Origin of the sequence: Cellulomonas fulva (assembly GCF_018531375.1) — a bacterium.
Taxonomy (GTDB): Bacteria; Actinomycetota; Actinomycetes; order Actinomycetales; family Cellulomonadaceae; genus Cellulomonas; species Cellulomonas fulva.
In genome coordinates, this window is sequence record NZ_JAHBOH010000001.1 from 2,035,771 (window position 1) to 2,047,928 (window position 12,158).

Sequence of the window (12,158 nt, forward strand, 5' to 3'; positions counted from 1 at the left end):
CTCAGCGCGAGCGTGGCGTGAACGACGTCCGGCACGTCCACCTGGTCGAGCCCTTGGTGGCGGTCACGTCGACGTAGACGCGGTAGCCGACGGTGGCGCCGCTGATGTAGTAGCTCAGCGCGGCCTTGCCCGACGAGCTCGCGGTGGCCGTCTTGGTGGTGTTCGTCGTCTTGTAGTGCGCCACGGTCTTCACCTTCGCCCCCGAGCTCAGCCGCGAGACGTTGACGCCGACGTAGGTGTACTGGCGCGGGCTGGTGGTCGACACGCTCGCCGCGCAGGACTTGGTCGCCGCGGGGTGGGCGGTCGCGGTCGGGTGCGTGGCGGCGGTCGCGGCAGGCCCGACGAGGGCGAGCGGGGCGGCCACGAGCAGGCCGGCGAGGACGGCCGAGGTGCGGCGGGAGAGGCGCGAGAGCATGGGGACCTTCAGGGCTGGCCGGCGGGGGGGAACCCAGCGTCGGCGGGCGACGGGCTCCGCGTCGAGCCCGCATGGGCGGATCCTCCCGCACTGCCGGGAGATCTCACCCGTCTGGTCCCGTCTGCCCCGGGGCAGGGGGCAGGCGCGGGCGGTGGCACACTCGTCGCGTGACGGGCGCGCACGGGCTACCGGACCAGCGACCGGCCCGGGTGCGGCTCGAGTGGGGCCGCGCAGGAGCGCTGGCGCTGCTGGGCGCGCACGCTCCGGGCACGCTCGTCGTCGTGGTCGACGTGCTGTCCTTCTCCACGGCCGTGACCGTCGCGTGCGAGCGGGGCGTGGTGGTGCACCCCTACCCCGACCGGGACGCCGACGGCGCGCAGGCGCTCGCGACGCGGGCGGGCGCCGCCCTGGCGAGTCCGCGGCGTGACGGGCGCCTCAGCCTCTCGCCGGCGTCCCTGGCGGGCGCGGAGCCGGGCCGGCTGGTCCTGCCCTCGCCGAACGGAGCCACGATCACGCACGCGCTCGCGGGCACGGGGGCGACCGTGGTCGCCGGGTGCCTCCGCAACGCTCGCGCGGTGGCCGCGTGCGTGGCGGCTCATCTCGCCGTGGACCAGGGGCACGGCGTGGTCCTCGTGCCGGCGGGAGAGCGGTGGCCCGACGGCAGCCTGCGCCCGGGCCTCGAGGACCTGCTCGGCGCCGGGGCGGTCGCGGCGCGGCTCGGCGCCGGGCCTGGCGTCACCCTGTCGCCCGAGGCGTCCGCCGCCGCCGCGCTCTGGCGGGGGACACCCGACCCCGCGGCGACGGTCGCGGCGAGCACGAGCGGACGGGAGCTCGTCGAGGCGGGGTGGTCGCGCGACGTCGAGATCGCGGTGCAGGTGGACGCCACCGCCACCGTCCCGCGGCTGCTCGACGACGGGCTCGGCCCCGCGTTCCGGGCGTGAGGACCCGTCAGCGGAAGACGATGGTGCGGTGCCCGTCGAGCAGGACGCGGTGCTCCGCGTGCCAGCGGACGGCCCGCGCCAGGGCGCGCCGCTCGACGTCCTGGCCGAGCGCGACCAGGTCCTCCACGGCCCGCGTGTGGTCGACGCGCTCGACGTCCTGCTCGATGATCGGCCCCTCGTCGAGGTCGCCCGTCACGTAGTGCGCGGTCGCGCCGATGAGCTTGACGCCGCGGTCGTGGGCCTGCGCGTAGGGGCGGGCGCCCTTGAACGACGGCAGGAACGAGTGGTGGATGTTGATGACGCGTCCGGCCAGACGACGGCACAGGTCGTCGGACAGGATCTGCATGTACCGCGCGAGCACGACCAGCTCGACGTCCAGCTCCTCGACGAGCTCCAGCAGCCGCGCCTCGGCCTGCGCCTTGGTGGCGGCCGTCACCGGCACGTGGTGGAACGGGATGCCGTAGAACGCGGCGAGCGGCTCGAGCACCGTGTGGTTGGACACCACCGAGACGATGTCGATCGGCAGGTTCTCCGAGCGCTGGCGGAAGGCCAGGTCGTTGAGGCAGTGCGCCGCGGTCGAGCCGAGGACCAGGGTGCGCACGGGTCGCCCGGCGACGTCGAGCGACCACTGCATGGCGAACGGCGCGGCCAGACGCTCGAGGGCGCCCGCGAGCTCGTCGTAGGTCGCGGCAGACGCGACCTGCACGCGCATGAAGAACAGCCCCGACAGCGGGTCGCCGAACTGCTGCGACTCGGTGATGTTCCCGCCGTGCTCGGCCAGCAGGCCCGCGACGGCGTGCACGATGCCGGGGCGGTCCGGGCAGGACAGCGTCAGGACCCAGTGGGTCGGGCTCACGTCCGGGCTCGCAGTGTGGGACACGAGGCCCGAGAGTAGTCCGCGGCGCCGCGCTGCTGACACCATGGCCGCATGACGGCCGACCTCGACATCCGCCCGGTCTCCACCGACGAAGCCGGTGAGCTCCTCACCCTGCGCCGCGCCGCGTTCGTCACCGAGGCGCAGCAGTACGGCGACCCCAACATCCCGCCGCTGACGCAGACGCTCGACGAGCTCGTCGTGGACCTGCAGCGCGAGGACGTCGTGACGCTCGGCGGCTGGGACGGCCACCGGCTCGTCGGCTCGATCCGCGTGCTCGTCGAGGACAGGAAGGCGACCCTCGGACGCTTCGCGGTCGCCCCGGACCTGCAGGGTCACGGCTTCGGCACGCAGCTGCTGCTCGCGATCCTGCCGTACCTGCCGGACGGCATCGAGGAGGTCTGGGTCTTCACGGGCCGCGACTCGGTGCAGAACATCGCGATGTACGCCAAGCACGGCTACGAGCACCAGCACGACCAGACCGCCGGCGACCTCACGTACGCGTTCCTGCGCAAGTCGCTGGTCGAGACGCCGGACGTCCCCGAGGCGGACCGCTGACGGACCGGTGAGCATCCCGGTCGGTCACGTCGAGGTACCCGAGCGGGTGCACCGCCTGGTCGGCGACGCCCCGTTCGTCGCGGACCCCCCGATCGAGGCGGTGTGGCGCAACGAGGTCGGCGGGACGACGTTCTTCTCGCCGGTGCACGGCGCGTACGTGAAGTGGGCGCCCGCCGGGACCCCGGTGGACCTCGCCGAGGAGTCGCGCCGCCTGCGCTGGGTCGCGCGGTTCACGCGCGTCCCCGAGGTGCTCGACGTCGGGTCCGACGACGAGGGCGCGTGGCTGATGACGCGCGCCGTCCCCGGCCGCAGCGCGGTGCACCCTGCGTGGCTGGCGCGCCCGGAGGACGCCGTCCGGGCGGTCGGGGCGGGTCTGCGGGCCTTCCACGAGTCGGTCCCGGTCGCCGGGTGTCCCTACGACTGGGGCGTCGAGGTGCGACGGGCGTCCGCACCCGACCCGGCGGCGGTCGACGCCCTCGGGCCGCCGCCGCCGGTCGACCGGCTCGTCGTGTGCCACGCCGACGCGTGCGTGCCCAACACCCTGCTCGACGACGACGGCCGGTGGCTCGCGCACGTCGACCTGGGCCGGTGCGGCGTCGCCGACCGCTGGGCGGACCTGGCGGTGGCGACGTGGAGCACCGAGTGGAACTACGGCCCCGGCTACGAGGAGCCGCTGCTCGAGGCCTACGGCATCGACCCCGACGACGAGCGCACCGCCTACTACCGCGCCCTGTGGGACCTCACCTGACCGGCTGCTCGCCGCGGTAGGCCGCCTCGATCGGGGCGATCTCGATCTTCTTCTGCGTGAGCATCACCTGCGTGGCGCGGGCCGCGCCCTCGGGGTCGGCGTCCGGCGACGTGGTGAGCTCCATGAGCCGGCGGGGGACCACCTGCCAGGACAGGCCGAACCGGTCGGTGAGCCAGCCGCAAGCGACCTCCTGGCCGCCGCCGGCGAGCAGGGCGTCCCAGTAGTGGTCGACCTCGGCCTGGTCGGCGCAGTCGACGACGAACGAGAACGCGGCGGTGAGCTGCAGGGACGGACCCGCCGAGATCGCCTCGACCGGCTGGCCGTCGAGCTCGTACGCCACGATGAACGGGGCGCCCTTGGTGACGCCCGGCATGTCCGCGGGCGCGTGGATGACGTTGGTGATGCGCGAGTTGGGGAACACCGAGACGTAGAACTCGGCGGCCTCGAGCGCGTTGTCGTCGTACCAGAGGTGGGGGTGGACGATGCCCATGGTGGTGGTTCCTCTCGCGGTGGGTTGGTTGTGGGTGGGTCAGTCGGCGACGAGGTCGTCGAGCTTGGCGTAGCCCTGCGTGAGGCCGTGCTCCATGCCGCTGGCGACCATGCCGTCGCGGGCCTCGAGCGAGGGGTAGACGGCGTGCACCTCGAGCCGGGTCCGGCCGTCGCCGAGGTCGACGAAGCGCAGGGTCTCGACCGACACGACGTCGGGGAAGCCCAGGAACTCGAAGGTCTGGATCGCGAGCTCGTCGGGCCGCACGGTGTGGAACGTGCCGCGGAACCCGTAGGTCTCGCCGCTCGGCTCGGTCTGCGCGAACGCCCACCGGCCGCCGGACACGAAGTCCCACTCGCTGATGTCGGTCGACAGACCGTCGGGGCCCATCCAGCGCGCGACGAGCGCCGGGTCGGCGTGGGCCGCGAAGACGCGCGAGACGGGCGCGTCGAACTCGCGGGTGATGTCGATGAACGGCACACCCGCGGGCGCGTCGACGTGCACGGGGTTGGTCATCTCGGGTCCTCCTGGGTGGGGTCCTCGGCGAGCAGCCCGTCGAGGGACCGGAAACGTCGCTCGTGGACCAGCCGGTAGCGGTCGATCCACGCCGTGAGGCGCTCGAGCGCCTCGGGGGCCAGGTGCACGGGCCGACGCTGGGCGTCGCGCGTGCGGGTGACGAGCCCGGCCTGCTCCAGCACCTGGATGTGCCGGGACACCGCCTGCAGCGAGATGGCGTGCGGCTCGGCGAGCTCGTTGACGGTCGCGGGGCCGCGGGACAGCCGGGCGACGATGCCACGACGGACCGGGTCGGCCAGCGCGAGGAACGCCCGGTCGAGCCGCTCGTCCTCGTCGCCCTGCACGATCCTCCTCGTCGTATTCAACCGTTCTGTTGAATAAGAACGTACGCGCGGGCCGCGCGAAGCGCAACCCCCGGCGCCGAGCTCGTCAGTCCCGGGCGAGAACGCGCGCCGGAACCGCGTTCTCGCGCCCCGCTGACGAGCTCGACGTGGCGTGGTGAGGGGGTGGGGCGGTGGGGGTGGGGGTGGCGGGGGTGGGGCGGGGGCGGGAGAGGGCGGGGTGGCCCAGGGCTACGCCTGCCAGCACGACGAGCGCGCCGAGCGCCTGCAGCGGCGTGAGGTGCTCGCCGCCCACCACGAGCCCGAGCGCCAGCCCGGTGACCGGGTTCAGCAGCCCGACGAGCCCGACGGTGCCGGCGGGCAGGTGGCGCAGCCCGCCGAACCAGGCGAGGTAGGCGAGCGCGGTCGCGGCGAGCGAGAGGAAGGCGAGACCCGCCCAGGCCGGTCCGTCGAGGCGCGGGGGAGCGCCCTCCACGACGGCGGCCGCGACGAGGAGCGTCAGCCCGCCGGCGACGAGCTGCCAGGCCGTCGACGACACGACGTCCACCTCGTCGTCCCGCCAGCGCTGCGCGAGCACGAAGCCCAGGCTCGACATGAGCATGGCGGTCACCGAGGCGACGAGGCCCCCGACGTCGAGCGCGCCCGCGCCGGTGAGCACCATCGCGGCGACCCCGGCGAGCCCGAGCGCGCCGCCCGTGACCGCGGGGACGGTGGGCCGCTGGGCGAGCAGCGCCCAGGCGATCAGCATCATGACGAGCGGGGACGTGGCCATCACGGTGGCGGCGACGCTCGTCGGGAGGAGCTGCGCGGCCACGTACACGAGCACGAAGAACGCACCCATGTTGAGCGTGCCGAGCACCAGGCTGCGCCACCACCAGGAGCCGCGCGGCAGGCGTCGCGCCACCAGCAGCAGGAGCAGGCCGGCGGGCAGCGCGCGCAGGGCCGAGCCCCACAGGGGCGAGTCCGCGGGGAGCAGGTGCCGCGTGACGTAGTAGCTCGCGCCCCAGGTGATCGGGGCGACGGCCGTGACGAGCATCCAGCGCAGATTTCCTTCCATGGAAGACAATGTACCTTCCGCGGAAGGTAATCTGCGGGTGTGCCCCCGTCGCCCGCGTCACGTCCCGACCGCCTCGACCTGGTGCAGGCCGCGTGGCGGCGCGAGCGTCCCGATCTCGACCCGAGCCCGCAGGGCGTGATCGGACGGCTGCACCGCGTGGCGGGGCACCTCACCGAGGAGCTGGTCGCCGTGTACCGGGCGCACGGGCTCAGCGAGGGGGACTTCGACGTCCTGGCGACGCTGCGCCGTGCCGGCGCGCCCTACGAGCGCACCGCCGGCGACCTCGCGGCCCACACGCTCGTCACGTCGGGCGGCATGACCAAGCGGATCGACCGGCTGGAGGCGGCGGGCCTGGTCCGCCGCCGGGTGTCCGACGAGGACGCCCGCGGCCGGGTCGTCGCGCTCACCGACGCGGGGCGGGACGTGATCGACGCGGCGTTCACGGACCACCTCGCCAACGAGCACCGCCTGCTCGCCGAGCTCGACCCCGCCGACGTCGTCGTGCTCGAGGGCGTCCTGACCCGGTGGCTCGCGCGCCTGGAGGAGCCGCCGACGAGCGCGTGAGGCGCGCGGGGCGGCCGGTGGGACGGCTCGTCGCCGGGGCGGTGGGGGTTGCTAGTCTGTGCGGGTCGCGACTGGCGCAACGGGTGGGTCACCACCGGGGAGCGACGCAGCAGCTGGACCAACGGGGTCGGACGCCTGGGCCCTCGGTCGCCTCACACCGGACACCCGTGTGTGCGGGTGCGACCGCGCCCGCCACCGACTGCGACAGGAGCAGCCGCATGAGCGACAACGTGCTGGACCAGAACCTCGCCGACCTCGACCCGGAGATCGCCGCCGTCCTCGACGGCGAGCTCGCGCGCCAGCAGGGCACGCTCGAGATGATCGCGAGCGAGAACTTCGTCCCCCTGGCCGTCCTGCAGGCGCAGGGCTCGGTCCTCACCAACAAGTACGCCGAGGGCTACCCGGGCCGGCGCTACTACGGCGGCTGCGAGCAGGTCGACATCGCCGAGAACATCGCGATCGAGCGCGCCAAGGAGCTGTTCGGCGCGCAGTTCGCCAACGTCCAGCCGCACTCCGGCGCGACCGCCAACGCCGCCGTGCTGCACGCGCTGGCGCGCCCCGGCGACACGATCCTGGGCCTCGCGCTGGACCAGGGCGGCCACCTGACGCACGGCATGAAGATCAACTTCTCGGGCCGGCTGTACGACGTGGTGGCCTACGGCGTCGACGAGTCGACGTCGCTGGTCGACATGGCCGAGGTGCGCCGGCTCGCGGTCGAGCACCAGCCCAAGGTGATCATCGCCGGCTGGTCCGCCTACCCGCGCCAGCTCGACTTCGCGGCGTTCCGCGAGATCGCCGACGAGGTCGGCGCGTACCTGTGGGTCGACATGGCGCACTTCGCGGGCCTCGTGGCCGCCGGCGTGCACCCGTCCCCGGTGCCGCACGCCCACGTGGTGTCCTCCACGGTGCACAAGACCATCGGCGGCCCGCGCTCCGGCTTCATCCTCACCAACGACGCGGACATCGCGAAGAAGATCAACTCCGCCGTCTTCCCGGGCCAGCAGGGCGGCCCGCTGATGCACGTGATCGCCGCCAAGGCCGTCGCGTTCAAGGTCGCCGGCACGCCGGAGTTCCGGGACCGGCAGGAGCGGACCGTGCGCGGTGCGCGGATCGTCGCCGAGCGCCTGGCCACCGCCGACGTCGCCGCCGCGGGCATCACCGTCCGCTCGGGCGGCACCGACGTGCACCTGGTGCTCGTCGACCTGCGGGACGCCGCGATCGACGGCAAGCAGGCGGAGGACCTCCTGCACGCCTCGGGCATCACGGTGAACCGCAACGCGGTCCCCAACGACCCGCGTCCGCCGATGGTCACGTCCGGCCTGCGCATCGGCACGCCCGCGCTCGCGACGCGCGGCTTCGGCGACGCCGAGTTCACCGAGGTGGCGGACATCATCGCGAGCGCGCTCGTCGGCGGCGAGGCCACGGACGTCGCGGCGCTGCAGGCGCGGGTGGCGAAGCTGACCGAGGCGTTCCCGCTGTACCCCGGCCTGAAGCAGTACTGAGCGGGCGGGGGAGCACGCCATGACGGCACAGATCCTCGACGGCACCGCCGCCGCGGCGACCATCAAGGCCGAGCTGACCGAGCGCGTCACGGCGCTCGCGGCGCGCGGCGTCACGCCCGGGCTGGGCACGCTGCTCGTCGGCGACGACCCGGGCTCGCGGTGGTACGTCGCGGGCAAGCACCGCGACTGCGCCGAGGTCGGCATCGCCTCCATCCAGGAGGAGCTGCCCGCCGACGCGACGCAGGAGGACATCGAGGCCGCCGTGCGGCGGCTCAACGAGAACCCCGCCTGCACGGGCTTCATCGTGCAGCTGCCCCTGCCGCGGGGCATCGACACGCACCGCGTGCTCGAGCTCATCGACCCGGACAAGGACGCGGACGGGCTGCACCCGACGAACCTCGGGCGCCTGGTCCTGCGCGTCAACGAGCCGGTTACCAGCCCGCTGCCCTGCACCCCGCGCGGGATCATCGAGCTCATCGAGCGGCACGGCGTCTCGCTCTCGGGGGCGGACGTGGTCGTCGTCGGGCGGGGCGTCACCGTGGGACGGTCGATCGGCCTGCTCCTCACGCGGCGCGCGGTCAACGCGACCGTCACGCTGACCCACACCGGGACCGACGACCTCGCCGAGCACACCCGGCACGCCGACGTCGTCGTGGCGGCGGCCGGCGTCCCGGGCATCGTGACGGCCGACATCGTCAAGCCCGGCGCGGTCGTCGTCGACGTGGGCGTGTCCCGCGCCGTCGACCCGGAGACAGGCAAGAGCCGCGTCGTCGGCGACGTCGACCCGGGCGTGCGCGAGGTCGCGGCCTGGGTGTCGCCCAACCCGGGCGGCGTCGGGCCCATGACGCGCGCGATGCTGCTCAGCAACGTCGTCGACGCCGCGGAGCGTCTCGCGGGCTGACCTCGGTCGACGGATCACGGAGGGCGGGTGCTGCGGCGCCCGCCCTCCGTGCGTCCGGAACCGGGACCGCGCGCGGGATAGGGCCCTACGCCGCAGTCGTCGGTGCGACGAGGGCGGACGTGACGGTGCGGGAGGATCGCGAGGCGCTCGAGCAGCTCCGGCGGCGGGCCGGGGCGAGCGCCCGGGAGTCCTCGGCCGCCTCCGACTGAGCCGGGCGGCACCCGGGTGGTCCCGTGGCCGGGGTGCGGTCGGTCGTGTCGGCGGGATGAGGCAGGATCGGGCGCGGCCACCCCGCACCGACCGCACGGAGAACTCGCCTTGCTCACCATCGCCACCGTCAACGTCAACGGCATCCGCGCGGCCTTCCGCCGGGGCATGGCCGAGTGGATGGCGGAGCGTCGCCCGGACGTCCTGCTGCTGCAGGAGGTGCGCGCCTCCGACGAGATCCTGGCCGACCACCTGTCGCCCGACGAGTGGCACCTGGCGCACGAGGCCAGCGAGACCAAGGGGCGCTCGGGGGTCGCGATCGCCTCACGCCTGCCGATGTCGGCGGTCCGGATCGGGATCGGCACGGGCGTGCCGGGCGACGTCGGGCGGTGGGTCGAGGCCGATCTCGAGGTCCCGCAGCACGACGGTGCGCCGCCGCGGACCGTCACCGTGGTCTCGGCGTACATCCACTCCGCCACGGCCGGTGCACCCTCGATGGACGAGAAGCTCGCGTTCCTCGAGGCGGTCACCGCGCGGATGGCACAGATCGCGGCGGACGGCGGCTTCGCGGTCGTCGCGGGCGACGTGAACATCGCCCACCGCGAGGCGGACATCAAGAACTGGAAGGGCAACCTCAAGAGCGCGGGCTTCCTCCCGGAGGAGCGGGCGTACCTCGACCGGTGGTTCGACGACGTGGGCTGGCGCGACCTCGGGCGCGAGCTCGGGGGAGAGGGCCCGGGGCCGTTCACCTGGTGGTCGTGGCGGGGCAAGGCCTTCGACAACGACGCGGGCTGGCGCATCGACTACCAGATCGCGACGCCCGAGCTCGCGGACGCCGCGGTCCGCGCGACCGTCGACCGCGCGGCGACCTACGACGCGCGCTTCTCCGACCACGCGCCCCTCGTCGTCGAGTACGACGTGTGACGCGCGGGCGTGCGAGGGCCGCTGCCGTCAGGCGGGCGGGTCCTCGGGCGCCGGCGTGACCGGTGGAGCCGCGGCGTCGGGCGTGGGCAGGTCGCGCATGCCCAGCATCGGTGAGAGGACCACGGGCAGCGCCGCCAGGGCGGTGACCGCCGCCGCCACCCACAGGGTCGCGGCGACGCCGATCTGGTGCCCGAGCCAGCCGCCGAGCAGACCGCCGAGCGGCATGACGCCCCACACGATGAACCGCACCGAGGCGTTCATCCGGCCGAGCAGCGCGGGCGGGCAGAGCCGCTGCCGGAAGCTCACCTGCGCGACGTTGTAGACGATCACGGCGAAGTTGAGCACCACGCCGCTGACGACGAGCACGACCTGCGGCGTCACGGCCAGGCTCGTCGCGAGCGGCAGGAGGACGGCGGCGGGGATGCAGGCGATCGTCGCGATCGGGATGACGCGTGCCTCGCCCACCCAGCGGCTCAGCCGGTCGGCCGTGAACGCGCCGGCCAGCCCGCCGACCGCCGACGCGGACACCACCGTGCCGTACGCGGCGGTGTCGAGGCCGAGCGTGCGCAGCGCGTAGATCACCAGGACGGCGCCGGAGATCGAGCCGGCGAAGTTCGAGATCGAGGTCGTCGCGACGATCCGGCGCAGCAGCGGCTGGTGCACCACGAACCGCAGGCCCTCGGCGATCTCGGTGCGCAGCGGCCGGCGGGAGTCGGGCGACGGCGGCTCCTCGCGGTGCCGGATGCGGCCGACCCCGAACGCCGAGAGCAGGTAGGTGACGACCGTGACCGCGATCAGCGCGGGCGCGGCGATCACGCGCAGCAGCGCGCCGCCGATCGCGGGCGCCGCGACGAGCGCGACCGACTGCGTCGCCTGCAGCTTGGAGTTGCCCTCGACGACGTGCTCGAGCCCGACCAGACCGGGCACGTAGCTCTGGTGGGAGACGTCGAAGAACACGTTCGCGACGCTGATGACGGTGGCCGCCACGACGAGCAGCGGGATCGACGCGTGGTCCGTGGCGGCGGCCGCGACGACGACGGCCAGGACCGCGGCCCGCACCAGGTCGGCGACGACGAGGATGCGGCGCTTGCGCATGCGGTCCACCCACGCGCCCGCCGGCAGGCCGATGACCAGGAACGCGGCGGTCTCGGCGGCGTTCAGCACACCCATCTGCCACTCGGTCGCCCGCAGGTGCTGGACGGCGTAGACCGGCAGGGCGAGCCCGGTGAGCTGCGCGCCGAGCTGCCCCATCGCGTCGCCCGCCCACAGCCACCGGAAGTCGCGGTGGTGGATGAGCGAGCGCCTCGCGGGCACCGGCGTCTCGGTCCCCGGGGCCTCCGGCGCGGCGTCGGATCCCGGGGGCGAGACCGGTGGTGGGGAGGGAGGGGTCGCCGTCATGCGGCCAGGATCACCAAGTGATTGAGAAAAGTCAATCAGTGGCAGGATGGGGTCGTGGGCACCGACGAGCACGCGACCGACGAGGTTCGCTCGAGCGACGGCTCGGCGCCGCCGTCGGCCGCGGCGGATGCTGTGCGACCCGTGGCGCCCGAGGTGCCGGCCGACCCGGACGCCGACGCCCGCGCGCTCGCCTCGACCCTCCGGATGCGGATCCTGCGGCTCTGCCTCGACGAGTCGCTCACCAACCGCGAGATCGCGCAGCGGCTCGGTCGCAACCCCGCGACGGTGCTGCACCACGTGCGCACGCTGGCGGACCGTGGCTTCCTGGCGGCCGAGCCGGTGCGGCGCGGCGCTCGGGGCTCACGCGAGGTGCCCTACCGGGCCACCCGCAAGTCCTGGCGGTCGCCCGCGCCCGTCGGGCAGGCGCGCATCCTCGTCGACGCGTTCCTCGAGGAGCTCGCGCTGGTCGACGACCTCGACGAGACGCCGATGGTGCGGCTCGGTCTGCGGCTGGACAAGGCGGGGCACGACGAGCTGGTCGGCCGGCTCTTCGAGATCTTCCACGAGTACGCCGCGCGCCCGTCGGACCCGGACGGCGCTCCCTACTCGCTGTTCTTCTCGCTGCACGAGGACGTCCAGCGCCGCCCGCCCGGGTCCCGCCCGGGCGTCAGCGAGGACGCCTGAGCACGCGGGGTCGCGTCGTCGGCGCCCCTCGGCGCCGCTGT

Annotated in this window: 15 protein-coding genes and 1 riboswitch; of the genes, 8 read left to right on the plus strand and 7 right to left on the minus strand. The window is 74.2% G+C overall.

The window, feature by feature from the left end; genetic code table 11:
- Nucleotide 1: 1 nt before the first annotated feature.
- The gene (locus tag KIN34_RS09080) at nt 2-415 is read right to left on the minus strand and encodes a hypothetical protein (protein ID WP_214349504.1); all 414 of its coding nucleotides are present in this window, start codon (nt 413-415) and stop codon (nt 2-4) included.
- A gap of 167 nt (nt 416-582) precedes the next feature.
- Here KIN34_RS09080 and KIN34_RS09085 point away from each other — a divergent pair, with 167 nt between their 5' ends.
- Nucleotides 583-1,356 (plus strand): 2-phosphosulfolactate phosphatase, encoded by a 774-nt coding sequence (locus tag KIN34_RS09085; protein WP_307858158.1) that lies wholly within the window; start codon nt 583-585, stop codon nt 1,354-1,356.
- A gap of 7 nt (nt 1,357-1,363) precedes the next feature.
- On the opposite strand, the gene purU is transcribed toward KIN34_RS09085, so the two are convergent.
- Nucleotides 1,364-2,212 (minus strand): formyltetrahydrofolate deformylase, encoded by an 849-nt coding sequence (gene purU, locus KIN34_RS09090; RefSeq protein ID WP_372449536.1) that lies wholly within the window; start codon nt 2,210-2,212, stop codon nt 1,364-1,366.
- Between the two features lie 72 nt (nt 2,213-2,284).
- On the opposite strand from purU, the gene KIN34_RS09095 reads away from it, so the two are divergent.
- Together KIN34_RS09095 and KIN34_RS09100 are read left to right on the plus strand one after the other, a co-directional pair.
- Nucleotides 2,285-2,788, plus strand: coding sequence for a GNAT family N-acetyltransferase (locus KIN34_RS09095; protein WP_214349513.1), 504 nt, complete (start codon nt 2,285-2,287; stop codon nt 2,786-2,788).
- A gap of 7 nt (nt 2,789-2,795) precedes the next feature.
- Nucleotides 2,796-3,536, plus strand: coding sequence for an aminoglycoside 3'-phosphotransferase (locus tag KIN34_RS09100; protein WP_214349516.1), 741 nt, complete (start codon nt 2,796-2,798; stop codon nt 3,534-3,536).
- Here KIN34_RS09100 and KIN34_RS09105 read toward each other — a convergent pair.
- The 4 genes from KIN34_RS09105 to KIN34_RS09120 form a co-directional block, all read right to left on the minus strand.
- A complete protein-coding gene (locus KIN34_RS09105) occupies nt 3,529-4,026 on the minus strand; it encodes a VOC family protein (RefSeq protein WP_214349519.1) in 498 nt (165 codons plus the stop codon). The two genes, KIN34_RS09100 and KIN34_RS09105, sit on opposite strands and share 8 nt — an antisense overlap.
- A 39-nt stretch (nt 4,027-4,065) precedes the next feature.
- Nucleotides 4,066-4,539, minus strand: coding sequence for an SRPBCC family protein (locus KIN34_RS09110; protein WP_214349522.1), 474 nt, complete (start codon nt 4,537-4,539; stop codon nt 4,066-4,068).
- The gene (locus tag KIN34_RS09115; RefSeq protein WP_214349525.1) at nt 4,536-4,883 is read right to left on the minus strand and encodes an ArsR/SmtB family transcription factor; all 348 of its coding nucleotides are present in this window, start codon (nt 4,881-4,883) and stop codon (nt 4,536-4,538) included. Before KIN34_RS09115 ends, KIN34_RS09110 begins: the two co-directional genes overlap by 4 nt.
- A gap of 85 nt (nt 4,884-4,968) precedes the next feature.
- Complete coding sequence (locus tag KIN34_RS09120; protein WP_214349528.1) at nt 4,969-5,937, minus strand: DMT family transporter; 969 nt, start codon at nt 5,935-5,937, stop codon at nt 4,969-4,971.
- A gap of 39 nt (nt 5,938-5,976) precedes the next feature.
- Here KIN34_RS09120 and KIN34_RS09125 point away from each other — a divergent pair, with 39 nt between their 5' ends.
- The 4 genes from KIN34_RS09125 (at nt 5,977) to KIN34_RS09140 (ending at nt 10,035) form a co-directional block, all read left to right on the plus strand.
- Nucleotides 5,977-6,501 (plus strand): MarR family winged helix-turn-helix transcriptional regulator, encoded by a 525-nt coding sequence (locus tag KIN34_RS09125; RefSeq protein WP_214349529.1) that lies wholly within the window; start codon nt 5,977-5,979, stop codon nt 6,499-6,501.
- Nucleotides 6,502-6,558: 57 nt separating this feature from the next.
- Nucleotides 6,559-6,649: riboswitch (ZMP/ZTP riboswitch) on the plus strand.
- 70 nt (nt 6,650-6,719) lie between these two features.
- On the plus strand, nt 6,720-8,003 hold the full coding sequence (glyA, locus tag KIN34_RS09130) for a serine hydroxymethyltransferase (RefSeq protein WP_214349531.1): 1,284 nt from the start codon (nt 6,720-6,722) through the stop codon (nt 8,001-8,003).
- A gap of 19 nt (nt 8,004-8,022) precedes the next feature.
- Nucleotides 8,023-8,904, plus strand: coding sequence for a bifunctional methylenetetrahydrofolate dehydrogenase/methenyltetrahydrofolate cyclohydrolase (locus KIN34_RS09135; protein ID WP_214349533.1), 882 nt, complete (start codon nt 8,023-8,025; stop codon nt 8,902-8,904).
- A 318-nt stretch (nt 8,905-9,222) separates the two neighbouring features.
- A complete protein-coding gene (locus tag KIN34_RS09140) occupies nt 9,223-10,035 on the plus strand; it encodes an exodeoxyribonuclease III (protein WP_214349535.1) in 813 nt (270 codons plus the stop codon).
- 27 nt (nt 10,036-10,062) lie between these two features.
- Here the strand turns inward: KIN34_RS09140 and KIN34_RS09145 are convergent, their stop codons facing one another.
- Nucleotides 10,063-11,349: an MFS transporter gene (locus KIN34_RS09145; protein ID WP_307858159.1), complete on the minus strand. Its 1,287-nt coding sequence runs from the start codon at nt 11,347-11,349 to the stop codon at nt 10,063-10,065.
- A gap of 138 nt (nt 11,350-11,487) precedes the next feature.
- Here KIN34_RS09145 and KIN34_RS09150 point away from each other — a divergent pair, with 138 nt between their 5' ends.
- Nucleotides 11,488-12,117 carry an ArsR/SmtB family transcription factor gene (locus KIN34_RS09150; RefSeq protein ID WP_307858160.1) on the plus strand — a complete coding sequence of 210 codons (630 nt, stop codon included), beginning with the start codon at nt 11,488-11,490 and terminating at the stop codon, nt 12,115-12,117.
- Nucleotides 12,118-12,158: the final 41 nt, after the last annotated feature.